This window comes from Stenotrophomonas sp. SXG-1, assembly GCF_014083965.1.
In the GTDB taxonomy this organism is placed as follows: domain Bacteria; phylum Pseudomonadota; class Gammaproteobacteria; order Xanthomonadales; family Xanthomonadaceae; genus Stenotrophomonas; species Stenotrophomonas geniculata.
Genome location: NZ_CP046588.1, coordinates 3,036,866 through 3,062,550 on the forward strand (window position 1 = coordinate 3,036,866; position 25,685 = coordinate 3,062,550).

At 67.6% G+C, this 25,685-nt stretch carries 24 protein-coding genes; 9 read left to right on the forward strand and 15 right to left on the reverse strand.

Annotated elements, in window-relative coordinates; all coding sequences use genetic code 11:
* Nucleotides 1-136 precede the first annotated feature (136 nt).
* The 3 genes from yidD to GOC52_RS13970 are packed head-to-tail and all read left to right on the forward strand — an operon-like array spanning nucleotide 137 to nucleotide 2,587.
* Nucleotides 137-391 (forward strand): membrane protein insertion efficiency factor YidD, encoded by a 255-nt coding sequence (gene yidD, locus GOC52_RS13960; protein ID WP_010486626.1) that lies wholly within the window; start codon nucleotides 137-139, stop codon nucleotides 389-391.
* Nucleotide 392: 1 nt separating this feature from the next.
* Nucleotides 393-1,739, forward strand: coding sequence for a dihydroorotase (locus tag GOC52_RS13965; RefSeq protein ID WP_010486624.1), 1,347 nt, complete (start codon nucleotides 393-395; stop codon nucleotides 1,737-1,739).
* On the forward strand, nucleotides 1,739-2,587 hold the full coding sequence (locus GOC52_RS13970; protein WP_043400923.1) for a M23 family metallopeptidase: 849 nt from the start codon (nucleotides 1,739-1,741) through the stop codon (nucleotides 2,585-2,587). Before GOC52_RS13965 ends, GOC52_RS13970 begins: the two co-directional genes overlap by 1 nt.
* Before the next feature lie 88 nt (nucleotides 2,588-2,675).
* Here the strand turns inward: GOC52_RS13970 and GOC52_RS13975 are convergent, their stop codons facing one another.
* The 5 genes from GOC52_RS13975 to efp all read right to left on the reverse strand — a co-directional run bounded on the left by GOC52_RS13975 (nucleotide 2,676) and on the right by efp (nucleotide 6,899).
* Nucleotides 2,676-3,380 carry a squalene/phytoene synthase family protein gene (locus tag GOC52_RS13975; RefSeq protein WP_043400920.1) on the reverse strand — a complete coding sequence of 235 codons (705 nt, stop codon included), beginning with the start codon at nucleotides 3,378-3,380 and terminating at the stop codon, nucleotides 2,676-2,678.
* Between the two features lie 11 nt (nucleotides 3,381-3,391).
* Complete coding sequence (locus GOC52_RS13980; RefSeq protein WP_109813557.1) at nucleotides 3,392-4,087, reverse strand: phosphoglycolate phosphatase; 696 nt, start codon at nucleotides 4,085-4,087, stop codon at nucleotides 3,392-3,394.
* Nucleotides 4,084-4,800 carry a bifunctional 2-polyprenyl-6-hydroxyphenol methylase/3-demethylubiquinol 3-O-methyltransferase UbiG gene (gene ubiG / locus GOC52_RS13985; RefSeq protein WP_049454845.1) on the reverse strand — a complete coding sequence of 239 codons (717 nt, stop codon included), beginning with the start codon at nucleotides 4,798-4,800 and terminating at the stop codon, nucleotides 4,084-4,086. The genes GOC52_RS13980 and ubiG overlap by 4 nt, the downstream gene beginning before the upstream one ends.
* A 25-nt stretch (nucleotides 4,801-4,825) precedes the next feature.
* Nucleotides 4,826-6,169 (reverse strand): TRZ/ATZ family hydrolase, encoded by a 1,344-nt coding sequence (locus GOC52_RS13990; protein ID WP_019336839.1) that lies wholly within the window; start codon nucleotides 6,167-6,169, stop codon nucleotides 4,826-4,828.
* 163 nt (nucleotides 6,170-6,332) lie between these two features.
* Nucleotides 6,333-6,899, reverse strand: coding sequence for an elongation factor P (gene efp / locus GOC52_RS13995; protein WP_005410381.1), 567 nt, complete (start codon nucleotides 6,897-6,899; stop codon nucleotides 6,333-6,335).
* Between the two features lie 120 nt (nucleotides 6,900-7,019).
* Here efp and epmB point away from each other — a divergent pair, with 120 nt between their 5' ends.
* Nucleotides 7,020-8,036: an EF-P beta-lysylation protein EpmB gene (epmB, locus tag GOC52_RS14000; protein WP_010486611.1), complete on the forward strand. Its 1,017-nt coding sequence runs from the start codon at nucleotides 7,020-7,022 to the stop codon at nucleotides 8,034-8,036.
* A gap of 78 nt (nucleotides 8,037-8,114) precedes the next feature.
* Here epmB and GOC52_RS14005 read toward each other — a convergent pair whose 3' ends face one another.
* The 3 genes from GOC52_RS14005 to GOC52_RS14015 all read right to left on the reverse strand — a co-directional run bounded on the left by GOC52_RS14005 (nucleotide 8,115) and on the right by GOC52_RS14015 (nucleotide 11,988).
* Nucleotides 8,115-10,241 (reverse strand): putative bifunctional diguanylate cyclase/phosphodiesterase, encoded by a 2,127-nt coding sequence (locus tag GOC52_RS14005; protein ID WP_010486608.1) that lies wholly within the window; start codon nucleotides 10,239-10,241, stop codon nucleotides 8,115-8,117.
* Nucleotides 10,238-11,140, reverse strand: a complete 903-nt coding sequence (locus GOC52_RS14010) for a phosphate/phosphite/phosphonate ABC transporter substrate-binding protein (protein WP_238794401.1) — start codon at nucleotides 11,138-11,140, stop codon at nucleotides 10,238-10,240. The genes GOC52_RS14005 and GOC52_RS14010 overlap by 4 nt, the downstream gene beginning before the upstream one ends.
* A 77-nt stretch (nucleotides 11,141-11,217) precedes the next feature.
* Nucleotides 11,218-11,988: an RNA methyltransferase gene (locus tag GOC52_RS14015; protein ID WP_191849692.1), complete on the reverse strand. Its 771-nt coding sequence runs from the start codon at nucleotides 11,986-11,988 to the stop codon at nucleotides 11,218-11,220.
* A 120-nt stretch (nucleotides 11,989-12,108) separates the two neighbouring features.
* Between GOC52_RS14015 and GOC52_RS14020 the strand changes: the two genes are divergently transcribed.
* Nucleotides 12,109-12,936, forward strand: a complete 828-nt coding sequence (locus GOC52_RS14020) for an inositol monophosphatase family protein (protein WP_005417749.1) — start codon at nucleotides 12,109-12,111, stop codon at nucleotides 12,934-12,936.
* Between the two features lie 649 nt (nucleotides 12,937-13,585).
* Here the strand turns inward: GOC52_RS14020 and htpX are convergent.
* Nucleotides 13,586-14,452 carry a protease HtpX gene (gene htpX, locus GOC52_RS14025; protein ID WP_019336842.1) on the reverse strand — a complete coding sequence of 289 codons (867 nt, stop codon included), beginning with the start codon at nucleotides 14,450-14,452 and terminating at the stop codon, nucleotides 13,586-13,588.
* Between the two features lie 93 nt (nucleotides 14,453-14,545).
* On the opposite strand from htpX, the gene gluQRS reads away from it, so the two are divergent.
* The 3 genes from gluQRS to phaR all read left to right on the forward strand — a co-directional run bounded on the left by gluQRS (nucleotide 14,546) and on the right by phaR (nucleotide 16,948).
* Nucleotides 14,546-15,466, forward strand: coding sequence for a tRNA glutamyl-Q(34) synthetase GluQRS (gene gluQRS / locus GOC52_RS14030; protein ID WP_191849694.1), 921 nt, complete (start codon nucleotides 14,546-14,548; stop codon nucleotides 15,464-15,466).
* A 17-nt stretch (nucleotides 15,467-15,483) separates the two neighbouring features.
* Nucleotides 15,484-16,224: an acetoacetyl-CoA reductase gene (gene phbB, locus GOC52_RS14035; RefSeq protein WP_010486596.1), complete on the forward strand. Its 741-nt coding sequence runs from the start codon at nucleotides 15,484-15,486 to the stop codon at nucleotides 16,222-16,224.
* A gap of 184 nt (nucleotides 16,225-16,408) precedes the next feature.
* On the forward strand, nucleotides 16,409-16,948 hold the full coding sequence (phaR, locus tag GOC52_RS14040; protein ID WP_043400953.1) for a polyhydroxyalkanoate synthesis repressor PhaR: 540 nt from the start codon (nucleotides 16,409-16,411) through the stop codon (nucleotides 16,946-16,948).
* A 73-nt stretch (nucleotides 16,949-17,021) separates the two neighbouring features.
* Here phaR and GOC52_RS14045 read toward each other — a convergent pair whose 3' ends face one another.
* The 6 genes from GOC52_RS14045 to GOC52_RS14070 all read right to left on the reverse strand — a co-directional run bounded on the left by GOC52_RS14045 (nucleotide 17,022) and on the right by GOC52_RS14070 (nucleotide 24,564).
* Nucleotides 17,022-17,975, reverse strand: coding sequence for a TraB/GumN family protein (locus GOC52_RS14045; protein ID WP_043400903.1), 954 nt, complete (start codon nucleotides 17,973-17,975; stop codon nucleotides 17,022-17,024).
* Nucleotide 17,976: 1 nt separating this feature from the next.
* Entirely contained in the window at nucleotides 17,977-18,906 is a 930-nt protein-coding gene (locus GOC52_RS14050; protein WP_043400900.1) for a DUF1684 domain-containing protein, read from the reverse strand.
* A gap of 11 nt (nucleotides 18,907-18,917) precedes the next feature.
* Nucleotides 18,918-20,822, reverse strand: a complete 1,905-nt coding sequence (gene mutL / locus GOC52_RS14055; protein ID WP_191849696.1) for a DNA mismatch repair endonuclease MutL — start codon at nucleotides 20,820-20,822, stop codon at nucleotides 18,918-18,920.
* 121 nt (nucleotides 20,823-20,943) lie between these two features.
* Complete coding sequence (locus GOC52_RS14060; protein ID WP_171955218.1) at nucleotides 20,944-22,518, reverse strand: N-acetylmuramoyl-L-alanine amidase; 1,575 nt, start codon at nucleotides 22,516-22,518, stop codon at nucleotides 20,944-20,946.
* Nucleotides 22,519-22,600: 82 nt separating this feature from the next.
* On the reverse strand, nucleotides 22,601-23,083 hold the full coding sequence (gene tsaE / locus GOC52_RS14065) for a tRNA (adenosine(37)-N6)-threonylcarbamoyltransferase complex ATPase subunit type 1 TsaE (protein ID WP_043400894.1): 483 nt from the start codon (nucleotides 23,081-23,083) through the stop codon (nucleotides 22,601-22,603).
* Entirely contained in the window at nucleotides 23,080-24,564 is a 1,485-nt protein-coding gene (locus GOC52_RS14070; RefSeq protein ID WP_049482271.1) for an NAD(P)H-hydrate dehydratase, read from the reverse strand. The genes tsaE and GOC52_RS14070 overlap by 4 nt, the downstream gene beginning before the upstream one ends.
* A gap of 23 nt (nucleotides 24,565-24,587) precedes the next feature.
* Between GOC52_RS14070 and queG the strand changes: the two genes are divergently transcribed.
* Nucleotides 24,588-25,658, forward strand: coding sequence for a tRNA epoxyqueuosine(34) reductase QueG (queG, locus tag GOC52_RS14075; protein ID WP_010486580.1), 1,071 nt, complete (start codon nucleotides 24,588-24,590; stop codon nucleotides 25,656-25,658).
* Nucleotides 25,659-25,685 lie beyond the last annotated feature (27 nt).

Genomic DNA, 25,685 nt, shown 5'->3' on the forward strand with positions numbered 1-25,685 from the left:
CGGACCGCCTTGCGCGGTACGGAACCTGGCCAGCACCCGAAGGTGCTGGTACCGGTCGCAGGCCATCGGCGACATGCGACCAACGGCCCATCCTGCACAAATGCGGCCTTCATGCCAACTGGCATAAGATGACTGGGTGATCTCGCGCCTGCTCATTGCCCTGCTGCGCTTCTACAAGCGCTTCATCAGCCCCCTGCTGGGGCCACGCTGCCGTTTCGTGCCGAGCTGTTCTGAATACGCGATGGAAGCCATCTCGCGGCACGGCCCGCTGCGCGGCAGCTGGCTGGCTGCGCGCCGGCTGGGCCGCTGCCACCCGTTCCACCCCGGCGGCTTCGACCCGGTGCCCGAATCCAACCACGCCCCCTCTTGCCGTTGCACAGGAAAACACTGACATGTCCTCCACCCTCATCACCAACGCCCGGATGGTCAACGAAGGCCGCACCTTCGACGGCGACCTGCGCATCGAGAACGGCCGCATCGCGCAGATCGGCAATGGGCTGGCGCCGCGCGACGGCGAGCAGGTGGTGGACGCGGCCGGACGCTGGTTGCTTCCCGGCATGATCGATGACCAGGTGCACTTCCGCGAACCGGGCCTGACCCACAAGGGCGACATCGCCAGCGAATCGGCGGCGGCCGTGGCCGGTGGCCTGACCAGCTTCATGGACATGCCCAACACCAACCCGCCGACGCTGGATTCGACCATCCTGGAAGCCAAGTACGAACTCGCGCGCGGCCGCGCCTGGGCCAACTACGGCTTCTACCATGGCGCCAGCAATGACAACCTGGACGCGATCCGTGCGCTGGACCCGAAGAAGGCCCCGGGCGTGAAGGTGTTCATGGGCGCCTCCACCGGCAACATGCTGGTGGACAACCCGGAAACGCTGGATGCGATCTTCCGCGAATGCCCGACCCCGATCATCACGCACTGCGAAGACACGCCGATGATCGATGCCAACCTGAAGGCCTTCCAGGAAAAGTACGGCGACGCGCTGACCCCGGACATGCATCCGGATATCCGTTCGCGCGAGGCCTGCATCAAGTCGACCCGCCTGGCGATGTCGCTGGCGCGCAAGCACGGCACCCGCCTGCATGTACTGCACATCTCCACCGCCGACGAGCTGGCGCTGTTCGAAAAGGGTCCACTGATCCGCGCCGACGGCAGCCGCAAGCAGATCACTGCCGAAACCTGCGTGCACTTCCTGCACTTCGCGCGCCCGGACTATGCGACCAAGGGCAACCTGATCAAGTGCAACCCGGCGATCAAGGAAGTGTCCGACCGCGAAGCAATCACCGCTGCGCTGGCCGACGACGTGCTGGACGTGCTGGCCACCGACCACGCCCCGCACACCTGGGAAGAGAAGCAGAAGCCCTACGCGCAGGCGCCGTCGGGCCTGCCGCTGGTGCAGTACGCGCTGGTGGCCGCGCTGGAGCGCGTGCACGAAGGGAAGCTGACCCGCGAGCAGGTGGTGCAGAAATTCGCACACGCACCGGCACAGCTGTTCGACGTGGAAGAACGCGGCTTCCTGCGCGAAGGCTACTTCGCCGACCTGGTGCTGGTGGAAGACGTGCCATTCACCGTCAAGCGCGAGGACGTGCTGTCCAAGTGCGGCTGGTCGCCGTTCGAAGGCACCACCTTCCGTTCGCGCGTGGCCTCGACCTGGGTCAACGGCCAATTGGTGTGGGACGGCAGCAAACTGGTGGGTGAACCGGCCGGCCAGCGCATGACCTACGACCGCTGATGCGCAAGGTATTCCTGTTCGGGGCGCTGCTGCTGGCCGCGCCCCTGTTCACCGCACCGGCGGCGCAGGCGCAGGATGGCATCGGCAGCCTGATCGACAGTCGCGTGGTGTTTCCGGCCAGCGCGTCGCAGGGCGCGCTGGTGATCGGCAAGGTGCCCGCCGGCAGCCGCGTGCAGTACGCCGGCCGCCAGCTGCGGGTGAGCGGCTATGGCAGTGTGGTGTTCGGCATCGGTCGCGACGAGAAGGGCCCGTTGCGCGTGCAGGTACAGCGCCCCGATGGTGGCAGCGAGACGGCGACCATTGCGGTGACGCCGCGCGACTGGCCCATCGAGCGGGTCAACGGCGTGCCGCCGAAAACGGTGAACCCGCCGCCGGCGATTGCCGAGCGGATCAAGCGCGAACAGGCGCAGGTGACCGCGGCACGTGCCCGCGATGACGACCGCACTGATTTCACCCAGACCTTCATCTGGCCGGTGCAGGGCCGCATCAGTGGCCGCTTCGGCAATGCGCGTGTCTACAACGGTCAACCTGGTGCCGGTCATTCCGGCATGGACATCGCGGTGCCGACCGGCACCCCGGTGAAGGCACCGGCCGCCGGCATCGTCACCTTCGCCGGCCCGGACCTGTACCTGACCGGTGGCACGCTGCTGCTCGACCACGGCTTCGGGGTCAGCTCCAACTTCCTGCACCTGTCGCGCATCGACGTAAAGGTCGGCGACCGGGTGGAACAGGGCCAGGTGATCGCTGCGGTCGGTGCCACCGGTCGCGCCACTGGGCCACACCTGCACTGGGGCATGAACTGGTTCGATACCCGCATCGACCCGTTGCTGGTGCTGGAACGTAAATAACGCGTGCAACGCGCTGTGGTAGGTGCCGACCTTGGTCGGCACAACCTCATGGAGCGTGCGGACCAAGGTCCGCACCCACCAGAATCGATCAACCGCGGGCAGCCCACCACACGCGCAGCAGGGTGCGCACCGGGGTGGCTTCGATCGGCTTGCCTGCGGCCTGCGCCGCCACGCGTGCGCGCGCCAGGCTGGACCACACACGGCGCGGGCGCGGGCCGGGCACGCGACTGCCCCACCCCTTCAGCAGGTACTGCGCCCAGCGCTGCGCAGCCGTGCTGGAATCCTCATCCAGCAGGCTGCGCGGTACACCGGCCACGCCGGCATCCTGCAGGCGCTGGGCAAGGGTCTGCAGCTGCACCGCACGACCAGCGCCGGTGCGCGGCTTGTCGTTGAACAGCGCCGCTTCCACCGCGGCAACCGCGTCGGCGTAATTGGCCAGCGCACGCTCGGCACCGGCCGCATCCAGCGCGACCGAGCGCGCTTCAACCAGATCGGGCAGCGCTTCGGCCAGCTGCGCCCACGGCGCATGCACCGGTTCCAGCAAACGACCCAACGGGTGGCGCGAACGATGCGCAGCCCAGCTGCGCAGCTCCTCGCCCCACCACGCCAGCTTGGCGTCGGCCGGCAACGGATCGCCGCCGGTGTTGAGCATGTCGTCGAACTCCTGCAGCAGCGCAAACCACGCCACGGCAAGCTCGCGTTGCGATTCGGCCACGAACGGGGCGGCCACCGACCATTCCGGCCAACGGCTGCGCCACTTGTCGAGGAAACTGTCCAGCGCGGTACTGCTCACTACGTCATTCCTTACGGCTGGGCCGGGGCTGCCGGCCGGGTCGGCCACAGACTGGCCAGTTGCAGAAGTTCGGCGTTCTCGACCAGCACGTCGGCCTGCCAGGCCAGCGGGTCGTCGCTGTGCAGGCGATAGCCCCACAATGCCGCCACCGACGGCATGGCCGCGGCACGCGCGGCGATGATGTCGCGCTCGTCGTCGCCCACGTACACGCAGTCTTCGGCGGCAACGGCGATCGCCTGCGCCGCGTGCAGCAGCGGCAGCGGATGCGGCTTGCGCTCGGCCAGGCTGTCACCGCCCACCAGCACCGCACAGCGCTGCTGCCAGCCATGCTGCGGCAGGATCAGACGCGCCAGGTACTCGGGCTTGTTGGTGACGATGCCCCACACCGTGCCGGCGTCGTCCAACGCGGCGAGCATGCCGGCCACGCCATCGAACAGCATCGCGTGCTGGCCGATCAATGCTTCATAGCGCTGCAGGAATTCCGGGATCAATGCATCGCGCGCAGCGGCATCCAGGTCCGGGAATGCCGCACCGACCATCGCGCGCGAGCCCTTGGACACCACCGGGCGCAACAACGCCGGATCGATCGGTGCACGGCCACGTTCGGCCAGCATCGCATCGCAGGTGGCAACGAAGTCCGGCGCGCTGTCCAGCAGGGTGCCGTCCAGATCGAACAGCACCGCGCGCGGGAAGCGGGCAGAGGTCATGCCGGCTTGACCGCGTAGGCCAGGTAGTTGATGTCGGTGTGGCTGCTCAGGCGGGCGTGGTTGCGCCACGGCTCGTAGGCCATGCCACTGACATCGACCAGCTGCAGGTCGGCTTCGCGCAGCCAGCGTGCCAGCTCGGCCGGCTTGATGAATTCCTGGTAGTGATGGGTGCCCTTGGGCAGCAATCGCGCCACGTACTCGGCACCGACAATCGCCACCGCGAATGCGGCAGCGGTGCGGTTGATGGTCGACAGGAACAGGTGGCCGCCCGGCTTCAGCAGGCGCTTGCAGGCCTCGATGATCGCGCCCGGATCCGGCACGTGCTCGAGCATTTCCATGCAGGTGACCACATCGAAACTGCCCGACTGCTCGGCAGCCAGGTCCTCGGCGGCCTGGACGCGATAATCCACCTTGGCACCGCTTTCCAGCGCGTGCAGGCGCGCGACCTTGACCAGTTCCGGGGCCAGGTCGATGGCGGTGACGTCGGCACCGGACTGCGCCAGCGCCTCGCTCAGCAGGCCGCCACCACAGCCGATGTCCAGCACGCGCGCACCGCGCAGCGGCACGCGGTCGGCCACGTACTTCAGCCGCACCGGGTTCAGCGCATGCAGCGGCTTCTGCGGGCCATCAGCGTCCCACCAGCGGTTGGCCAGCGCGGCGAACTTGTCCAGCTCGGCCTGATCGAAATTGGAGGATGCGTGGGGGGCAGTCATGAGGGTGTCCTTGCGGCGCCAGGGTTCAGGCGCGGATATGGCGGATGCGCTCGCGCCACTGGCGCGCGTTGGCGATGATGCCCGGCAGGTCCATGCCGACCAGCTCGCGCTGCACCAGCTTCGGCTTGCCGGCAATCCAGACATCGCTGACCTGCTGGCGGCCGGTGGCGTACACCAGCTGCGACAGCACATTGTGCAGCGGCTGGGTTTCCAGCGCCGAGAGGTCAACACAGACCAGGTCGGCCTGCTTGCCCACTTCGATCGAGCCGATGCGCTCGCCGAAGCCCAGCGCGCGGGCGCCGCCCAGCGTGGAGGCGCGCAGCGTGGTGGCTGCATCCAGCGCGGTGGCGTCGTCGGCCACGGCCTTGGCCAGGATCGCCGCCGTGCGGTTCTCGCTGAACATGTCCAGGTCGTTGTTGCTGGCGCAGCCGTCGGTGCCGATCGCCAGGTTCACGCCGGCGCGCTGCAGGGCGCAGGCCGGGCAGAAACCGGAGGCCAGCTTCAGGTTCGATTCCGGGCAGTGCACCACGCTGACGCCACGTTCGGCGCACAGGTGGATTTCCGCGTCGGTCAGCTGGGTCATGTGCACCGCGATCAGGCGGTCGTTGACCAGGCCGAGGCGATCCAGCCGCGCCAGCGGGCGCTGGCCGTGCAGCTTGATCGAATCGGTGATTTCCTGCGCGGTCTCGTGGGTGTGCAGGTGCACCTGCATGTCGAGCTGGTCGGACAGCATCCGCACCCGCTCGAAGTTGGCATCGTTGACGGTGTACGGCGCATGCGGCGCGAACGCGGTGCCGATCAGCGGATCGGTGCGCCACTGGTCATGCAGTTCACCGGCCTTGGCGAAGTACTCGTCGTCGGTCTTGGCCCAGGCGGTGGGGAAATCGATGATGACCGCGCCAACCAGCGCGCGGAAACCGTGCTTCTTGTAGACCGCGGCCTGCACATCGCCGAAGAAATAGTTCTCGTTGGCGCAGGTGGTGCCACCGCGCAGCATCTCGGCGATGGCCAGGGTGGTGCCGTCGGCAACGAATTCGGGGCCGATTACCGCGGCTTCCACCGGCCAGATGTGCTGCTGCAGCCAGGTCATCAGCGGCAGGTCGTCGGCGACGCCGCGCAGCAGGGTCATCGGGTTGTGCGTGTGCGCGTTGACCAGGCCCGGCATCAGTGCGGCCTCGGGGCGGCTGACCACCTGGGCGGCGCGGAAACGCGCGCGCGCCTCGGCACGCGGCAGGATCGCGATGATCTCGCTGCCACGCACGGCCACGGCGTGGTCTTCCAGCACCACCGCATGCGGCTCGATCGGAACGACGTAACCGGCTTCGATGAGCAGGTCGCAGGCTTCGGGGAGGTGCGGGCTATCGCTCATGCGGGCTCACTGGCTATTGGAGAAGGGCCTGGCGGGAGGCGGTAGCGCCGGGCCATGCCCGGCGGCTGTCCGCTGCGGCGCCATGGGCGCCAGCAACGGGTTCCAGGTTATGCCCGGAAAGCCGAGCATGGCTCGGCTCTACAGGTAATCCGGCTGCGCCGGATTACTTGACGCGTGCGGAGTATTCGCCCGAACGGGTATCGACGCGGATCACTTCGTCCTGGTTGACGAACAGCGGCACGCGGACCACGGCGCCGGTTTCCAGGGTGGCAGGCTTGCCGCCGCCGCCCGAGGTGTCGCCACGGACGCCCGGATCGGTTTCAGTGATCTTCAGTTCAACGAAGTTCGGCGGCTGCACGAAGATCGGCTCACCATTCCAGAGGGTGACCACGCAGGACTCTTCGCCCTTCAGCCACTTCTCGGCGCCGCCCATGCCGGCCTTGGTGGCCTGGACCTGCTCGAAGGATTCCGGGTCCATGAAGTGCCAGTACTCGCCGTCGCTGTACATGAAGTTCATGTCGGTATCGACGACGTCGGCTGCATCCAGCGAGTCGGTCGACTTCATGGTCACTTCCTGGGTACGGCCGTCCTTGATCAGGCGGTACTTCACGCGGGTGAAGGCCTGGCCCTTGCCCGGCTTGACGTATTCGGTGTCGATGATGACGGCCGGTTGGTTGTTGACCAGGATCTTCATCCCGTTCTTGACGTCGTTCATGCCGTAGCTGGCCATGCGTAAACTCCTGAGTGGCAAAAACGCCGCGGGTGCGGCGAGCCGTTAGAATGGAAAGCCCACCGGATGCCGGTGGGCGACTGTTTTTCTGCCCCCATGATAACCGCAGGCCCCCTCTCCATGCAGCTTTCCGCCTTCCCACGGCCCCAGTCGCCAGGTGCGCCCGCGCGCTGGCAGCAGCTCTGGCGCCAGGCGCTGCGCGACCCGCACGCGCTGCTGGCCCGGCTGCAGCTGGACCCGGCCGCGCTGGGCGTCTCGGAGGCGGCCATGGCCCAGTTCGCGCTACGCGTGCCGGAAGGCTTCGTGGCCCGCATGCGCCCTGGCGATGCGGCCGACCCGCTGCTGCGCCAGGTGCTGCCGATCGACGAGGAAATGCGCCCGGTGCCCGGGTTCAGCTTCGATGCGGTGGGCGACGGTGCCGCCAAGAAGGCCACCGGCGTCATCCAGAAGTACCGTGGCCGTGCCCTGCTGGTCGCCACCGGCAGCTGCGCGATCAACTGCCGCTACTGCTTCCGCCGCCACTTCGACTATGGGGCGGAGAACGCCGCCAAGGGTGGCTGGCAGGAGGCCGTAGCCGCCATCGCCGCCGACCCGGACATCGACGAGGTGATCCTGTCCGGCGGTGACCCGCTGTCGCTGGCCACGCACAAGCTGGCCGAGCTGACCGACGCCCTGCGCGCGATCCCGCATATCCGCCGCCTGCGCATCCATACCCGGCTGCCGATCGTGCTGCCGGAGCGCGTGGACGATGAACTGGTCTCCTGGCTGGGCAGCCTGCCGTGGCCGCTGGCGATCGTGGTCCACGCCAATCATGCCAATGAATTCGATGCCAGCGTGGACGCGGCGATGGCCCGCCTGCGCGGCATCGGCGCCCAGCTGCTGAACCAGGCGGTGTTGCTGCGCGGGGTCAACGACAGCGTGCAGGCCCTGCAGGACCTGAGCGAGCGCAGCTTCGCCGCCGGCGTGCTGCCCTACTACCTGCACCAGCTGGACCGGGTCGAGGGCGTGGCCCATTTCGAAGTGGACGATGCCCAGGCCAAGGCACTGATTGCCGGCCTGACCGCACGCCTGTCCGGTTATCTGATCCCGAAACTGGTGCGCGAACTGCCCGGCGACCCGAGCAAGCGCCCGGTGTAGCCCCAAAAAAGGGGACGGAGGGCATGAAGTCGCAAATGCATAAGCGACTTCATGCCCTCCGTCCCTTTTTTGTGTCGGTCAGATGCCCGATTCGATCATCCGCACCACTTCGGTGGCGGTCACCGGGTGGCTCAACCAATAGCCCTGCCCAAGGTCGCAGCCGCGCTGCGCCAGCAGCTCGAACTGCGCCTGCTGCTCGATGCCTTCGGCCACCACGGTGATGCCCAGCGCGTGGGCCATGGCAATGATCGCCGTGGTCAGCGCGAGGTCATCGGGGTCACGCTGCATGTCGGCCACGAAACTCTTGTCGATCTTCACGCCGTCCACGGGTACCTGGCGCAGATGACTGAGCCCGGAGAAGCCGGTCCCGAAATCATCCAGCCAGACCTTCACGCCGGTGCGGTGCAGCTTGTCCAGCAGCTGCGCGGCAACCATCTCGTCGCCGATCACGGCGGTTTCGGTCAGCTCCAGATGCAGGCGCGACGCCGGCAGCCCGGACTCATGCAGGCACTGCGCGACCAGTGCCGGCAGCTCACCGCCGCGCAACTGCCGTGGCGACACGTTGACCGACACGAACAGGTCGTCCCCGGCCGCCCCGCGCGGCCACTGCGAGGCCTCCATGCAGGCCGCACGCAGGACCTTCGGGCCGATGATCTCGATCAGCCCACTCTGCTCGGCTACCTCGATGAACACCGAGGGCGGAATCGTGCCCAGGGTCGGGTGCTGCCAGCGCAGCAGTACTTCAACGCCGACCATGCGGCGGTCGCGCATGCGGAAGATCGGCTGGTAGGCCAGGCGCAGTTCGCCGCGCTCCCAGGCACCGCGCAGCTCCTGTTCCATATGCACGCGACGCTCGACCGCATGGTCCATCGCCCGGCTGTAATAGCGGTAGCAGTTCTTGCCGGCCATCTTCGCCTGGTACATGGCGATATCGCCGTTCTTCAGCAGGGTGGTCGCATCGGCTGCATCGTCGGGGAACAGGGTCACGCCGATCGAGGTGCCCAGGAACAGTTCCCTGCCCTGCACCACCAGCGGCTTGCCCAGCTCGCGCACCAGCACTTCGGCCAGCAGCCGCGCGTTGGCGGCCACATCACCGTCGCCCACCAGGATCACGAACTCGTCTCCGCCGAAGCGCGCCAGCAGGGTTTCATCGCCCCCGGCCTCGGTGACCGCGCGGCCGATGCGCTGGGCGAACTGCAGCAATGCCTCATCGCCGGCCTCGTGGCCAAGGGTGTCATTGACCCGCTTGAAGTCGTCGATATCTGCGAACAGCAGGCCCAACCGGTGATTGGCGGCACGGGCGGCCATCAACCGATGATCAAGCGCCTCGCGGAATGCCAGCCGGTTGGTCAGCCCGGTCAGCGCGTCGGTATAGGCCATGCGCCGCACTTCGCGGTCATGGCGGGCGATCGCATCGCGCATCCGGGCGAAACCACGTACCAGTTCGCCGACCTCGTCGTCGCGGGTGTTCTCGGCCAGGGGCGTCTGGTAGTCACCGGCCTCGATGCGACGCGCGGCGACGGCAAGATCACGGATCGGCGCGACCAGGGTGCGCTGCACGTACAGGATCACCACCACGCCGATCACCACCAGCAGGCCCAGCATCAGCAGCAGCCAGCCCAGGTGACGGCTGCCGACCTGCTGCAGGCGCTCGCCCAGGGTGGCGTTGGCCGCCTGCTCGCGCTGCTGCACCTCATCCAGCGCCATGCCGACCCGGACGCCGCCAATGCGCTGGTTGCCGATCATGATCGGCATGGTGTTGTCGAGCACCTTCGGCGATTCCTGCACGACCAGCATCTGCGCGGCTGCAGCCTTGGGTGCCAGGGGATCGGCCATCGGCTGGCCGAATCCGGACACCTCGACCGAGCCGTCGTGTACCAGCCGGCCGCGTTCGTCGAACACCAGTACATAGCGCACCACGGGCTGGCGCGCGGTACTGCGTACCAGTACGCCGACCTGGTCCAGATCGCGGTAGTACAACGGGTTGGCCAGGGCGTCGGACAACTCACGCGCCATCGCCTCGCCGCGGCTGCGCACGCTGCGGTCGAACAGTTCATGGATGACGCCGCCGCTGAGGTTGCGCACCTCACCCTGCATCGCCGTCTGCCGCCCCAACAACACCGCAAGGATCGCGATCACCACGACCATCGCCCCGCCCATCGCGAGCAGGAACCGGGCCTGCATCCCCGAGCCAAGCCACTTCATTCCACTTCCATCCGCACGCGCGTCAATCCTTGTTTCAATTCAGCCAACCGCTGCTGCGCATGCGCATCGACGCGGTGGAACCCGGAAGTGCCAAAAAACCGATGCAGCGCCCCCTGCGCCTGCGGGTCGCTGGCTGCCTGCAGCAGCACTTCCTGCAGGCGATCGCGCACGCGTGGATCCAGGTCGGCGCGGACCATCTCCACCGCACGCGGGTAGGGTTCGGTGCGCAGCAGCTCGCGGAAGTCGCGCCGGAACGCTGCCGGCATCCGCCGCTCGTCATTCCAGTCCACGCTGCTCACCGCTCCCACGTCAACCACCCCCTTGTGCACGAACGTCGCGATGTTCAGCTCGCTGCGTGCAAATACGTAACCCACACTGTCCCGGCCCGGCATGTCCCATGCACCGGCCAGGATCTGCGGCGACAGGCCCTCCTGCAGCAACGTCATCACCGGCACCAGATAGGCACTGGTGGACGCCGTGTTCTGCAGGGCCAGGCGATGGCCCCGCAGATCCTGTACGCGCTGGATCGGGCTGTCGCGGCGCACGAAGAACACCGTCTGGTAATCACGCACGCCGTTGCGCTCGGTCAGCAGCAGTGGGCGGGCGCCACTGCGCTGGCCCAGCGCCACCGCCGTACCCGAGGTTTCGGTGACCCAGTCGACCCTGCCCCGCCGCAGATAGCTGGCCATCTGCTGCGGGTCGCGTGCCATCAGGATCCTCCCCTCCTTGATGCCAACGTCGTGCATGCGCGCCACCACGTAGTCCAGCAAGGGCTGCAGCTGTTCGTAATGCGCCTTGGGATCATCGCTGATCCGGCCCAGCACCAGTACCGGGTCCGGTGCTGCACGCACCGTCCCGGCCAGCAGGACCATGGCCAGGCTCAGCAGTCCCCCCTGCATTGCCTTTCGCAGACCCGACACAGGCTTCATCCCCCCCTGGGTATCCAGACAGACTACCCGAAAAAATGAGAACGTCGTCAGCTGTCCTTGTTGCCCGCTTGTGCCAGTCGCGCCATGCGCTGGGTGTCGGCGAGGATGCCGCGCAACAGGCGCACTTCCTGCTCGCTGGGTTCGCTGCGCAGGAACAGGCGGCGCAGCTTGCGCATCGCCGATTCCGGGGCGCGGCCCTTGTGGAAATCGATCTCATCCAGCGTGTCGCCAAGCTGGGCGAAGAAGCTCTCCATCTGCTCGTGGCTGGCCGCCTGTTCGCGGAAGCCCGGCTCGGCGTCGGCTGCAGGCTGCGCACCCAGCAGCTGCATGCGCGTTTCATAGGCCAGCACCTGCACGGCAGCAGCCAGGTTGAGCGAGCTGAACTCCGGGTCGGACGGGATGTGCACCGCTGCATGGCACAGCTGCAGTTCCTCGTTGGTCAGGCCGGTGCGCTCACGGCCGAACACCAGCGCCACCTCGGCACCCTCGCCGGCCTTGGCCACCGCGCGGGCAGCGGCATCGGCCGGCAGGTACTCCTCCAGCTGGACACGGCGGGCACGGGCGGTGCAGCCCAGCACCAGGCGGCAGTCAGCCACGGCCTCGGCCAGAGTCGTCACCACCGGGGCGTCCCCCAGTACGTCTTCGGCACCGGCCGAGCGCCGGAAGGCCTCCTCGTCCAGCGGCTTTTCGGGAGCGACCAGTACCAGGCGGGCCAGGCCCATGGTCTTCAGGGCACGGGCGGCGGCCCCCATGTTGCCGGGGTGCTGGGTACCGACCAGGACGAATCGGAGGCGGGTGGCGGCGGGAAACTGGGACATGAACAGGGAAAAGGTCGAGCTGGACGATGACCAATGGTAAACTGTGCGGCCGGCCACTGCGCCGGACCCGCTCTTTTCCCCCGCCAGTCCATCTCTTCTGCCTTTCCGGGAGCCCACGCCATGCAGAAACCCGCCGTAACCGTCATGGTCAAGGCCGCCCGCCTCGCCGGCAACGTCCTGTTGCGCAACATCAACAAGCTCGAGGCACTGAACGTGGTGCAGAAGGGCCGGATGGACTACGCCAGCGAAGTGGATGCGGACGCGGAAAAGGTCATCGTCAAGGAACTCAAGCGCGCCTACCCGGACTACGGCATCTTCGGTGAAGAAGGTGGCGTGCAGGGCGAGCGCCGCCAGATGTGGGTCATCGACCCGCTGGACGGCACCAGCAACTACCTGCGCGGCGTGCCGCACTACTGCGTGTCGATCGCCCTGGTCGAAAACGGCGAGCCGACCGATGCGGTCATCTTCGACCCGCTGCGCAATGAACTGTTCACCGCCAGCCGTGGCGCGGGTGCCGTGCTGAACGACCGCCGCATCCGCGTGGCCGACCGCAAGGATCTGGAAGGCACGATGATCCACACCGGCTTCGCCCCGCGCGAGCGTTCCCGCGCCAGCGCCCAGCTCAAGGCAGTCGACGCCCTGCTGGTGCACGGCGAGGACATCCGCCGTACCGGTTCGGCGGCACTGGACCTGGCCTACGTGGCCTGCGGCCGCGCCGACGCCTACTTCGAAGCCGGCGTGAAGGCATGGGACATCGCTGCCGGCCTGCTGCTGGTCCGCGAGGCCGGCGGCAAGGTCTGCGACTTCAAGGGCGCGACCCTGGGCCGCATGGACAACCGCGGCCCGGAGACCCACCAGATCGTGGCCGGCAACCTGAAGGTGGCCGAGTCGCTGCAGAAGGTGCTGGTGAACACCGGTTACGCCGCCGAGTTCGACGCGAAGTTCTGAGATTCCGTGTAAAAGCGATTCATGGAGACGGCACCTGCGAAGGTGCCGTTTTCGTATCCGCGGTGATCGTGCTTGTCACTTTCTTTGCGCGCAAAGAAGGTAACCAAAGAAACGCTCCGCCGGCCGCGAGCCGACGCGCTGCGCACGCCGGTGCCCCGCGCTCCTCGGCCCGCCGAGGGACGGTGCGGGAACTCGCTGCGCTCAGACACCCACACCTCTTCGCCCTCGCCGGACCTGCGGTGCTCGGCTCGCTTGAAGGCGGACTGGAAGGTCAAGATCAAGAGCAACAGCATCCACGCATGGCGTGAATCTACGGGGTGCAGCTGTAGCATTTGACCTTGGGTCCGCCTTGAGCGAGCCGAGCATCGCAGGGGAATCAGGGGCGAAGAGGCGCCGATGTTTGAGCGAAGCGAGTTCGGCGCCGCCCCCTGATTCGCCGAGAAGCGCAGGGTACCGTCGCGTAGCGACGGCTCGCGCCCCGGCGGCGTGTTTCTTTGGTTACTTTCTTTGCACGAGCAAAGAAAGTGACACCTCCCCGCAGGCGCGGAAACGATCCGCCAGGCACGACCCGGCATCAGCAATGCATCCCCACAAACAAAAACGCCCGGCGCGAGGCCAGGCGTTCCTGCACTACCTTGAAAGCAGAAGCTTACGCCACCGTCGAAGCCCGCAGCGCGGCGATGCGCTCTTCCAGCGGCGGGTGGCTCATGAACAGCTTCTTCGCCGTCGAACCGGCAATACCGAACGCCGCGATCTGGGTCGGCAGCGTGCTCTGGCCGTGGTTGAGCTGCAGGCGCTCCAGCGCGGCGATCATCTTCTGGCGGCCGGCCAGCGAGGCACCACCCGCATCGGCGCGGAACTCGCGGTGGCGCGAAAACCACATCGCGATCATCGTGGCGAACAGGCCGAACACCATCTCCAGCACGAACACGATGATGTAGTAGGCGAAGCCGCGGCCGCCACCTTCGCGGTTGCCCGACAGCGCGCTGTCGATGATGCCGCCGACCACGCGGGCCAGCACGATCACGAAGGTGTTCAGCACGCCCTGCAGCAGCGCCATGGTGATCATGTCACCGTTGGCGACGTGGGCGATCTCGTGGCCCAACACAGCTTCGGCCTCGTCCTCGCTCATGTTGTGCAGCAGGCCGGTGGACACCGCCACCAGCGCATTGTTGCGGTTGGCGCCGGTGGCGAAGGCGTTGATCTCCGGGCCTTCGTACACGGCCACTTCGGGCATGCCGATGCCCGCCGCCTTGGCCTGGCGCTCGACCGTGGCCAGCAGCCAGCGCTCGGTCTGGTTGCGCGGCTCGGTGATCACCACCGCACCGGTGGAGCGCTTGGCCATCCACTTGGACAGCAGCAGCGAGATGAAGGAGCCACCGAAACCGAAGATGCCGGCCATGATCAGCAGGCCGCTCATCTTGCTGGGGTCGGTTCCCGTCAGCGACATCACGATGCTGGCGAGGATCAGGACCGCGAAATTGGTCGCCAGGAACAGGGCAATGCGGGTAAACATGGGAAAATCCGGCTCGGAAGGGGTCGATACCGGTCAATTTGCGGTGTGGTCAGCTTGAATTCAAGCGCCAACCTGACCGACGATTCAGCCTGCATGACCGCCAATGTTCCCTGCGGCCGCTTCGCGCCCTCGCCGACCGGCCTGCTCCACCCCGGATCCCTGCTCGCCGCCTTCGGCAGCTGGCTGCTCGCGCGCCATCACGGCGGCCTGTGGCGGCTGCGCATCGAAGACGTCGACCCGCCGCGCACCGTGCCCGGTGCCGCCGAGTCACAACTGCAGGCACTGGCGGCGTTCGGGCTGGTCCACGATGGCCCGATCTTCTGGCAGAGCGCGCGCGGCGAGGCCTACCAGGCTGCGCTGGACGTACTGCTCGCCAGCGACCAGGCCTTTGTCTGCCACTGCAGCCGCGGCGACCTGGCCGCCAGCGGCGGCATCCACCATCACTGCGTCGCCCGGCAACCGCGACCGGACCCCGCCGTCCGTTTCCGCGTGCCACCGGGCAGCATCGTGCACTTCGACGATGGCCTGCGCGGCCCGCAGCAGCAGGACGTGCATGCCGAGGTCGGCGACTTCGTGCTGCGCCGCGCCGATGGCTGCTGGGCCTACCAGCTGGCGGTGGTGGTCGATGACGCCGCGCAGGGGGTGACCGAAGTGGTGCGCGGTGCCGACCTGCTCGACTCCACGGCACGGCAGATCCTGCTGCAGCAGGCCTTGGGACTGGCGGTACCGCGCTACTGGCACCTGCCGCTGCTGCTCGATGCCCCGGGCCACAAGCTGTCCAAGTCGCTGGCGGCGCTGCCGGTGGACAGTTCGCGCCCGCTGCGCGTGCTGCGCCAGCTCTGGCAACTGCTCGGCCAAGCACCTGAAGCGCTGGAACCTGCGCACGATCTGGACACGCTGCTGGCGGCCGCTCGGAATGCCTTCGACCCAGCGCGGCTGCCACGTACCGACATCCTGCTGCCAGCCGGCGCACTTTCCGCGCCGATGTTGCAGAATCACCCTTCCCCCACCTGATACCCGGACAGCACTCCATGACATCTCGCGTCGCACTGGTCACCGGCGGAACCGGCGGCATCGGTACCGCCATCTGCCAACGCCTGGCCGACCAGGGCCACCGGGTCGCCACCAACTACCGCGACGAGGCCAAGGCCCGCGCCTGGCAGCAGGCGATGACCGAACGCGGCTACAGCGTGTCGATCTTCCCGGGCGATGTCTCCGATCCGGGCAGCGCCGAAGCGCTGGTGCGTGCGGTCGAAGCCGCGCTGGGCCCGGTCGAGATCCTGGTCAACAACGCCGGCATCACCCGCGATACCACGTTCCATCGCATGCGCGCGGACCAGTGGCACGATGTGATCAATACCAACCTCAATTCGGTGTTCAACGTCACCCGTCCGGTCATCGAGGGCATGCGCCGCCGCGGCTGGGGCCGGGTCATCCAGATCAGCTCGATCAACGGCCTGAAGGGCCAGTACGGCCAGGCCAACTACGCGGCGGCCAAGGCCGGCATGCACGGTTTCACCATCTCGCTGGCGCGCGAGAACGCCGGCTTCGGCATTACCGTCAACACCATTTCGCCCGGCTACGTCGCCACCGACATGGTGATGGCGGTTCCGGAGGAAGTGCGTGCCAAGATCATCGCCGATATCCCCACCGGACGCCTCGGCAAGCCGGAGGAAATCGCCTACGGCGTCTCGTTCCTGGTTGCCGACGAAGCCTCGTGGATCACCGGTAGCAACCTGGACATCAACGGCGGCCACCATATGGGTTGGTAAGCCGCGCAGGGGACCCTCGCGGCGATCGCCGCCGGGCCCCTGCCAAGCGTCATGCTGCGCAGCACGCAAACCCTTGTTGCGCAACATGATCGCCGCCGAAAGCCAAGCCTGGCGGGGGCTGAGGCGGTTGCAACGGCTGCTGCACTGCGCCATGCTGCGCGTCTACTGTGACGAGTACCGCTTCATGGCTGCGACCCGCATCATCAAGAAGTATCCGAACCGCCGTCTCTACGACACCGAGATCTCCAGCTACATCACCATCGAGGACGTGCGCCAGCTGATCCTGGACGGTGAAGACTTCGAAGTCCGCGACGCCAAGAGCGGCGACGACCTCACGCGATCAGTCCTGCTGCAGATCATCGCCGACCAGGAACAGGACGGCGAACCGATGCTGTCCACCCAGCTGCTGAGCCAGTTGATCCGCTTCTACGGCGACTCCCTGCAGGGCTTCATGGGCAATTACCTGGAGCGCAGCATGCAGGTCTTCCTCGACCAGCAGCAGCAGTTCCGCCAGCAGATGGGCAACCTGCTGGGGCAGACCCCATGGGCGATGATGAACCAGCTGACCGAGCGCAACCTGGAGCTGTGGCAGGAATTCCAGCGCAACATGGGCACGGGCTTCGGCGGCCCGCGCCCGGGCGGCACCGGAACGGGAACCGGGGCAGGTACCGGCAACAAGCCGAACGAACCGGGCGCCGGCACCGGCGGCAAGAACCGCCGCTGAGCTGCAGCAACGGTTGATACGAAAACGGCGCGCCCCTGGCGCGCCGTTTTGTTTGAATCGCGTCGGCGATACATCAGCGTTTCGCCTTGCACCCCGTGCATACGCGCTCGACCTTGTAACCCTTCGCCTTCAGCTTCTCGACCACGCCGTCGTTGCCCAGCAGGTGCAGCGTGCCCACCACCACCAGCGTGCCGCCCTGCCCGGCCTGCAGGTACGGCAGCAGCTTCGGCACCCAGGCGTCATTGCGGCCGGTATTGATGCGCTGGTAAAGCTGTGGATACTGCTGGCGCATTTCCGCCGCCATCCTGGTCCACAACAGGCGCTCGTCACCCCGGCGCCAGGCATCATGCAGCTGGCGTGCCTGCTCGTCGGCCTTGCCAGCCTGGTCCAGCGCTTCGGCCAGCATCTGCCGCTGTTCCTGCAGCGTCATTCCGTCGAGCATGCCGATCTGGGTATCGATGTCTTCCAGTCCCGCGGTCTTGCGCCCGGTCTTCTGCGCACGCTCCATGAAGTGACGATCCAGGCCCAGTGCGGGGTCCAAGCCCAGCTTCTGCATCTGCCCGACCGAAATGCTCAGGCCGACAAACCACGGCTTCATGCCCTGCATCTGCGCCAGCGGCAGCTTGTTCTCGGTGGCGAACACCTGCAGCTTCTGCCAGGTCGCAGCATCCAGGTCACGCTTGAGCTCGCTGCCATCGGTGCGGACCGCTGCCTGCACCATGCGGCTGGCCAGCTGCGGCGACTGCATGTCTTCCGGCGACAGTTCGAACACGACCCGCTGCGAGGCCTCGAACGCCTGTTCGACATCGGGCGACAACGGGTAGTCCTGCGGCTTCAGCAGGTGGAAGGAACCGAGCAGGTAGAGGCGCGAGTCGCCCGGCCCAGTCACTTTCCACAGCAACGGCACCGGCGGCTTGGCCACCGCTGCGCCAGCGATGTCGGCTTGCGCGGTACGCGCTGCAACCAGCGGTGCCAGCGCACAGGCCGCCATTACAACGGCGGTACGCAACAGGGATCTGATCGGCATATCAGCCTTCTCCTTCAGGCAGGTGGTAAGCCTTCTCGCCCGCTTCCACGCGCAGGTCCAGCCGGTTTTCCGGCGGCGCCAACGGGCAGGTCGCGTAGGCGGTGAACGCACACGGCGGGTTGTAGGCATGGTTGAAATCGATGCGTACCGTGCCATCGGCTGCCGGCGCATCGGTATCCAGGTAACGCCCGGCCGGATAGCTGCCGCGGCCACTGGTGCGGTCGGCAAAGATCAGGAACAGCGGTTGACCGGGCGCACCAATCGCCTCCAGCCGCCAACTGCGGCCATCACGCTGGAACTCGACCGCGCCTGCGTTGGGCATCTCGGTGGTCAGGCCAGTGATATCGACGATCGGCAGGGTTTTGCCCGGCGAGTGCGCGATGAAGCGGGCCTGCACCTGCCAGTCAGGACCACCCGGCCAGTACTCCAGTCCTGCAAAATCTCGGCGTGCCGGCGCATCGGCATGCTTGACCCGCAGCGCATCGCGCGGGCCGCGGCGGATGATGCTGAGCTGCCCCTTGCCACCATCGAAGGCCAGCAGCGTCGGCTGCGGATCCTTGTCGGTGTCGACACGGATGCGGCCGCGCACCGGCTGCCCGTCATGGCTGACGTCAACGCCGGCCTCAGGTGTGAACCACCATTGGCTGCCTTCGCGGCGCAGCAGGCCCAGCTTGTCCGGCCCAACCGCCAGGCGGATGCCATTGGTCGCGCCGCTGCCGACGAAGTGCGATTTGTTCTGCAGCCAGTGCAGGCCGACCAGCGCTGTCCAACCGTCCGGCCGGGTCAGATCCTGGTAGCGCGCTACCCGCCACTGCTGCTGCGTGGCCGCGTAGGCCGGATCTTCAGTGACCTTCGGCGCCGGCGGTGTCGCCGGGCTGCAGGCAACCAACACCAGAGCGGCCAGCAGGCCGCCCACTCCCCGATAACGCATCGATGCTCCCCTCAACGTCCGCGCAGGAACCAGCGGTCGATCTCCGCCAGCGAAAAACGGGCCCAGGTCGGTCGGCCGTGGTTGCACTGGCCAGACCGCTCGGTGATTTCCATGTCGCGCAGCAGCGCGTTCATCTCCGGCACGGTCAGGCGCCGGTTGGCGCGCACCGCACCATGGCAGGCCATGGTCGACAGCAGTTCATCGCGCGCACTGGCCACGCGCCGGCTCTGGCCGTGTTCGCGCAGGTCGGTCAGCACGTCGCGCAGCAACCCTTCCGGTTCGGCATGCGCCAACAGCGCTGGAATGCTGCGCACATGCAGGGATCCGGGGCCGGCGCGGGTCACCTCGAAGCCGAGCGCCGCCAGTGTGTCGGCTTCGCTTTCGGCAGTGTCGGCCTCACGCTCGCCCACTGCCAGCGTGATCGGCACCAGCAGCGGCTGCGACTGCAGGCCGATACCGTCGTGCGCGTTCTTCAGGCGCTCGTAACCGATGCGCTCGTGCGCGGCATGCATATCGACCACGATCAAGCCTTCTGCATTCTCGGCCAGGATGTAGATGCCGTGCAGCTGCGCGATCGCGTAGCCCAGCGGCGGCACGCCTGCGTCGGCACTGGTGACCGGCAGTCCGTTCTCGGTCGGCATTGGCGGCAGCGCAGCACCGCGCTCGGCGCCGGCTGGTGCGGCATACAGCGCGGCATAGGCAGCCGGAGCATCGGCCACCTGCAGCCCCAGCGGTTGCTGCGGGCGCCAGCCAGAGAATCCACCACCGCCGCCACTCGAACCGGCACCCGGTGCGGCACCGCGGACCAGACCGAAACCGGAGGCGCCCGCACTGGAGACCATCGATGCCGCACCTGCATCCGCCGGATGCGCGGAGCCGGCACCGATGCCCTGCGCCGACATGCCGGCACGGGTATCGGCCAGCGCATCCTTCAGCGTGCGGTAGACAAAATCATGCACCAGCCGCGAATCACGGAAACGCACCTCGTGCTTGGCCGGGTGCACGTTGACATCAACGCGGGTCGGGTCGAGCTCAAGGAACAGCACATAGGCCGGCTGGCGACCGTGGTACAGCACGTCGCCGTAAGCCATCTTCACCGCATGGGCGACGCTGCGGTCGCGCACCGAACGGCCGTTGACGTACAGGTACTGCTGGTCGGCGCTGGCGCGCGAATAATGCGGTTGCGCGATCCAGCCGTGCAGGCGCAGGCCGGCACCACTGTGGTCGACGCGCACGGCCTGGTTGGCGAAATCCTCGCCCAGCGTTTCAGCCAATCGCGCATCGGAATACAGATCGCCCGGCTTGTAGCGGCGCGAGGCCTTGCCGTTGTGCGACACGCGCAGCTCGACATCCGGCCGCGCCAGCGCCAGCGAACGCAGCCATTCTTCGATATGGCCCAGCTCGGTACGCTCGGCGCGCAGGAACTTGCGCCGCGCCGGTACGTTGTAGAACAGCTCGCGCACTTCTACCGTGGTGCCCGGCGCATGCGCGCGCGGGGTCACTTCGCCGATCTTGCCGCCTTCGATCTGCAGCGCCGAACCGTGTTCGTCATGTGCGCGACGCGAGGACAGGGTGAAACGGCTGACCGAGGCGATCGACGGCAGCGCTTCACCCCGGAAGCCGAGCGTGGCCACCGATTCGAGGTCGTCCAGATCGGCGATCTTGCTGGTGGCATGGCGCGATACCGCCAGCGGCAGCTGTTCCGGTGCGATGCCACTGCCGTTGTCGCGGATGCGGATCAGGCGTACACCGCCCTCTTCAAGATCGATATCAACGCGGCTGGCACCGGCGTCGATCGCGTTCTCGACCAGCTCCTTGACCACCGACGCGGGACGTTCGACCACTTCGCCGGCGGCGATCTGGTTGATGAGGATCTCCGGCAACGGCCGGATCGGACGCGGGCCGGGCGCGCTCATGGGAGAGGATGGGCAGCAGACTTCATGGGTCGATGATAGCGGAGCCGCCCGTTGTAGAGTCGACTGTCAGTCGACTGCTCCCCGCCGGGCGCAGAAAACCCCGCGCTCTACAGGAAGCGGGTTACTTGCTACCGCCCGCCATGGTCCCGGCGGCGTCGATTTCGGCCTGGGCGCGGGCCGCGTACAGCGTGCCCGGCGGTGGCTGCCGGCTGAAGAAGGTGTGCACGCCATCGAGCACGGCACCGGCGATCTTGCGCTGGTAGGCCGGATCGATCAGGCGGCGCTCTTCGTCCGGGTTGGAGATGAACGCGGTTTCCACCAGCATCGCCGGCATGTCCGAGGTGCGCAGCACGGCGAAGTTGGCGCGTTCGATGTTCGGCTTGTGGTTGTTGCCGATCCGCTTCAGGCCGCCCAGCACGTGGCCGGCGGCATCTTCGGACGCCTTCATGTAACCGCTCTGGGCCAGGTCCAGCAGCACGTTGGCGAGCGTGCCCTCGGTCTGCTGCAGGCGTACGCCCCCCACCAGATCCGCCGCGTTTTCCTTGTCCGCCAGCCAACGGGCACGCTGCGAAGAGGCGCCCTTGGTCGACAGCACGTACACCGACGAACCGGTGGCCGAACGGTTTTCGGCCGCGTCGGCATGGATCGAAATGAAGATGTCGGCCTTGTTCGCACGCGCCTTCTGCGCGCGCATCGGCAGCGGGATGAACACGTCGCTGTCGCGGGTCAGGTACGCCTTCAGGCCCGGCGTCGCATTGACCTGGCGGGCCAGTTCACGCGCCACCGCCAGGGTGACATCCTTTTCGCGCTTGCCGGTCGGGCCGATCGCGCCCGGATCCTGGCCGCCGTGACCCGGATCGATGGCCACCACCAGATGACGCATGCCAGCCTGCATGCGGATGCGCGACGCATCGCTGGGCATGGCCGGACGCGGCGGTTCCACTGGCGTCGGTGCCGGTGCAGGCACCGTAGCCGGCGGCGTGGTCACCACCGCTGCGGTGCGCTGTCCAGCCAGGATCGCGGCCGGCGACGAAGAAGGCGAGCTGCTGGCCACGGTACCGGCCGCCGCGACCTGGGCCGGTGCAGTGGACGGCGCCGGGGTGGGCGTGGCCGGCGCGGCGGCAGTGGCACTGGCCTGCTGGCGAACCTGGGCAGTCAGCAGCGCGGTGGCACGCGCAGCATCGGAACGCGACTGCGCGCTCTCCGTCGGCGTCGGCGTCGGCGTCGGTGCAGGCGTGTTGACCGGTGCCTGTGGCTGCACCGCCGGCGTCACTGCAGGACGGCTGGCGGCCACGGCCGGGCCATCGCCCGGCCATTCGATCACCAGCTTGGATTCATTGCCCTCGCGCTGCATCTGTGGGCGGAACGGCGCCACCGATTCAGCAAGGTCGAAAACGACACGGAAGGTGCCCGGCACCGGCTGTCCGGTACGCACCGCCGTAACCACGCCCTGCGCAGCCGGCATTTTCAGGTTGCGTATGGCGCTGGAGTCGGGGAAATCGACCACCAGGCGGTTCGGACCGGCCAGAGAAAGCGTCTTGTAGCCGCCACTGCCGACCAGCGAGATTTCGGCACGGGTGCCGGTAGCGCCGGTATTCAGCAGGACCTGGCGGACTTCACCGGCCCACGCACTGACGCTCGCCAGACCCAGTCCGACGGCGGCACAGATGGCGATGAGACGGTTCCCCGGGCGCATGGCTCAGGATTCAATCACCGCGCTGAACGGAATGCAACACCTTTTTCCTTAATAATCCGTAACCTGCCGGTCTTTGTTCTCGTCAGCCGACAGAAATGGCCTGCAAGTCACCCCCTTGGGGAAGCCGCTTCAGCCATTCATGTCCGACGTCGCTTACTCCAGTGAGACGCGCGCGACGCCCCTGCCCCTCGATCTCCAGCGCCACCACCAGGTCGGTCGGCGGTAGCGCGCCGGCGCCCCGTTCCGGCCATTCCACCAGCCACAGCACCGCGCTGCCCTCATCCAGGCCGAGGAAATCCAGCTCACCGGCCTGGCCGATGCGGTACAGGTCCAAGTGCCACGCCTCACCGCCACTGGCCAGCGGATAGCGCTCGACCAGGGTGTAGGTCGGGCTGCGGATCGCGCCCTGCACGCCCAGCGCGCGCAGCAGTGCGCGGGCGGTGGTGGATTTGCCGGCGCCCAGGTCGCCGCGCAGTTCGACCAGCGCCTGCGGCGGCCGGGTGGCCGCCAGCCATTGCCCGAGCAGTTCAGTGGCATCGCTGTCGGCAAGGAAGAAATCGATCATCGAGAGAGTTCCGGGTTGGCCAGTCGCCGCAACGGCGACAGCAGATCAGTAGGAAGCAGGCCGCGCACGCCATCGGCGGCCGCGGCGTCGCCCGCGAGCGCATGCAGCAGTGCACCAGCGGCGGCAGCGTCGAAGGCGGCCAGCCCCTGCGCGCGCAGGCTGGCAATGATGCCGGTGAGCAGGTCGCCCATGCCTCCCACGGCCATGCCGGGATTGCCTGCACCGATCAGCCGTGGCGCCTGCCCGGGGGCCGTCACGATGCTGCCTGCGCCCTTCAGCACCACCACGGCGTGGAAGCGTTCGGCCAACGCCTGCGCACAGCGGTAGCGATCAGCCTGGATGTCAGCGGTACTGCAGCCGAGCAGGCGCGCGGCCTCGCCCGGATGTGGCGTAAGGATGGCGTCCGGTAGCGCGCGCGGATCCTGCGCCAGCAGGTTCAGCGCATCGGCGTCGACCACCAGCGGTTTGGCGCTGGCCAGCACCCGCGCAAACAGTGCACGCGCCCATTCGTCCTGGCCCAGACCGGGGCCAATCGCGACCACCCTGGCCTTGTCCAGCAGCGCCGGCAGCACATCGCCGTCTTCCAGCGCGAGGGTCATCGCCTCCGGCAGGCGCGCCAGCAACGGACCGACGTGATCGCGGCGGGTACCCAGGCTCAGCAATCCCGCGCCCGCACGCAAAGCGGCCTCGGCCGCCATGGCGATGGCGCCGCCGCTGCCATGGTTGCCGCCGACGCACAGCACGTGCCCGGATTCGCCCTTGTGGGTGTTGGCGCGGCGCGGCGGCAGCAGTGCCGGCAAGCGGGCCTGGGTCCAGTGCTCCGCGGCGGGTGACACGCCCTGCCGTGCGGCCGCGGGCAGCTGCAGCGGCGCCAGCGCCTTCTGGCCGCAATGATCCAGCGCGTCGCCGGTATACAGCCCGCGATGCGGCACGATGAACTGCAGGGTCAAAGCGGCCTTCACGGCCACGCCCGGTACGGCACCGCGATCGGCATCGACGCCACTGGGGACGTCCAGCGCCAATACCGGTACCGCCTGCGCGTTGAGCGCGACAATCAGCGCCTGCGCCACGCCTTCCGGCGCGCGATCGAAGCCCAGACCGAACAGGGCATCGACCCAGATATCAGCCTCGGGCAGCGCGCCGTCGAAATCGGTGATGGTGCCGCCGCCGGACTTGAATTCCGATGCCGCACGCTGTGCCAGCACGGTTGACGGTGACTTCCCCGGCAAGGCGATCACCATCACCTCACGCCCGGCCTGCAGCGCGTGGCGGGCCAGCACATGGCCATCGCCACCGTTGTTGCCCGCTCCGACCACCACGCCGATCCGCCGCGCCTGCGGCCAGTGCTGCAGCAGGCACTGCCAGGCAGCCTGGCCGGCCTGCGCCATCAGGCCCCAGCCGCCCTCGGCAGCCAGTGCCGAGGCCTGCGCATCAAGCGCACGCGCGGCAGCAGAATCGAACAGATCGGCGAGGTTGGCCATGCAGGGATTTTATACTGGTGCACATGTCCCCTGCCCCCACCCCTGTCGATCCGGCCCAGGCCGTGCAGCGCATCCGCGAACTGGCCCGTGCGCATGGCTTCCAGCGCTGCGGCATCGCCGGCATCGAGCTGGGCGAGGATGAAGCGCACCTGGCCGACTGGCTGGGCCAGGGCCTGTACGGCACGATGGACTGGATGGCGCGCCACGGCACCCTGCGCGCGCGCCCGGCGGAGCTGCTGCCCGGCACCGTACGGGTGATCTCGGTAGGCATGGACTACAGCCACAAGGACGACACCGAAGCCTGGGCGACCCTGGCCGACCCGGGACGGGCCTACGTGGCCCGCTACGCGCTGGGCCGCGACTACCACAAGCTGATGCGCAACCGCCTGCAGAAGCTGGCCACGCAGATCAACGATGAAGTGGCACCGCTGGGCTACCGCGTGTTCGTCGATTCGGCCCCCGTGCTGGAACGCGCACTGGCGCGCAATGCCGGTCTCGGCTGGATCGGCAAGCACACCTGCCTGATCGATCGTCATGGCGGCTCATGGTTCTTCATCGGCGAGATCTACATCGATATCCCGCTGCCGATCGATGCTCCGGCCACTGCACATTGCGGTACCTGCACGCGCTGCATCGATGTCTGCCCGACCCAGGCCATCACCGGCCCGCAGCGCCTGGATGCGCGGCGCTGTATCTCCTACCTGACCATCGAGCACGACGGTGCCATCCCCGAAGACATGCGGCCGTTGATCGGCAACCGCATCTACGGCTGTGACGACTGCCAGCTTGTGTGCCCCTGGAACAAGTTCGCCAAGCGTACCGACGAGGCCGATTTCCGCGCACGCAACAACCTCGATACCGCGCGGCTTGACCAGCTGTTCGCCTGGGATGAAGCCGAGTTCCTGCGCCGCACCGAAGGCAGCCCGATCCGGCGCAGCGGCCATGAGCGCTGGCTGCGCAACATCGCCGTGGCGCTGGGCAATGCACCGTCCTCGGCCGAAGCGCTGGCCGCGTTGCAGACCCGCGTCGATGATCCCTCGCCGCTGGTGCGTGAACACGTGCAGTGGGGACTGGGCCAGCACACGGCGCGCTGACGTGCGATCCTGAGCACCCGCTCCACC

Bases quoted from the DNA above. Each gene is read 5' to 3' on its own strand.
- GOC52_RS13965 (WP_010486624.1), top strand. From the start codon at position 393: ATGTCCTCCACCCTCATCACCAACGCCCGGATGGTCAACGAAGGCCGC.
- GOC52_RS13970 (WP_043400923.1), top strand. From the start codon at position 1,739: ATGCGCAAGGTATTCCTGTTCGGGGCGCTGCTGCTGGCCGCGCCCCTG.
- GOC52_RS13980 (WP_109813557.1), bottom strand. From the start codon at position 4,087: ATGACCTCTGCCCGCTTCCCGCGCGCGGTGCTGTTCGATCTGGACGGC.
- ubiG (WP_049454845.1), bottom strand. From the start codon at position 4,800: ATGACTGCCCCCCACGCATCCTCCAATTTCGATCAGGCCGAGCTGGAC.
- GOC52_RS13990 (WP_019336839.1), bottom strand. From the start codon at position 6,169: ATGAGCGATAGCCCGCACCTCCCCGAAGCCTGCGACCTGCTCATCGAA.
- efp (WP_005410381.1), bottom strand. From the start codon at position 6,899: ATGGCCAGCTACGGCATGAACGACGTCAAGAACGGGATGAAGATCCTG.
- epmB (WP_010486611.1), top strand. From the start codon at position 7,020: ATGCAGCTTTCCGCCTTCCCACGGCCCCAGTCGCCAGGTGCGCCCGCG.
- GOC52_RS14005 (WP_010486608.1), bottom strand. From the start codon at position 10,241: ATGAAGTGGCTTGGCTCGGGGATGCAGGCCCGGTTCCTGCTCGCGATG.
- GOC52_RS14010 (WP_238794401.1), bottom strand. From the start codon at position 11,140: ATGCAGGGGGGACTGCTGAGCCTGGCCATGGTCCTGCTGGCCGGGACG.
- GOC52_RS14015 (WP_191849692.1), bottom strand. From the start codon at position 11,988: ATGTCCCAGTTTCCCGCCGCCACCCGCCTCCGATTCGTCCTGGTCGGT.
- GOC52_RS14020 (WP_005417749.1), top strand. From the start codon at position 12,109: ATGCAGAAACCCGCCGTAACCGTCATGGTCAAGGCCGCCCGCCTCGCC.
- htpX (WP_019336842.1), bottom strand. From the start codon at position 14,452: ATGTTTACCCGCATTGCCCTGTTCCTGGCGACCAATTTCGCGGTCCTG.
- gluQRS (WP_191849694.1), top strand. From the start codon at position 14,546: ATGACCGCCAATGTTCCCTGCGGCCGCTTCGCGCCCTCGCCGACCGGC.
- phbB (WP_010486596.1), top strand. From the start codon at position 15,484: ATGACATCTCGCGTCGCACTGGTCACCGGCGGAACCGGCGGCATCGGT.
- phaR (WP_043400953.1), top strand. From the start codon at position 16,409: ATGGCTGCGACCCGCATCATCAAGAAGTATCCGAACCGCCGTCTCTAC.
- GOC52_RS14045 (WP_043400903.1), bottom strand. From the start codon at position 17,975: ATGCCGATCAGATCCCTGTTGCGTACCGCCGTTGTAATGGCGGCCTGT.
- GOC52_RS14050 (WP_043400900.1), bottom strand. From the start codon at position 18,906: ATGCGTTATCGGGGAGTGGGCGGCCTGCTGGCCGCTCTGGTGTTGGTT.
- mutL (WP_191849696.1), bottom strand. From the start codon at position 20,822: ATGAGCGCGCCCGGCCCGCGTCCGATCCGGCCGTTGCCGGAGATCCTC.
- GOC52_RS14060 (WP_171955218.1), bottom strand. From the start codon at position 22,518: ATGCGCCCGGGGAACCGTCTCATCGCCATCTGTGCCGCCGTCGGACTG.
- tsaE (WP_043400894.1), bottom strand. From the start codon at position 23,083: ATGATCGATTTCTTCCTTGCCGACAGCGATGCCACTGAACTGCTCGGG.
- GOC52_RS14070 (WP_049482271.1), bottom strand. From the start codon at position 24,564: ATGGCCAACCTCGCCGATCTGTTCGATTCTGCTGCCGCGCGTGCGCTT.
- queG (WP_010486580.1), top strand. From the start codon at position 24,588: ATGTCCCCTGCCCCCACCCCTGTCGATCCGGCCCAGGCCGTGCAGCGC.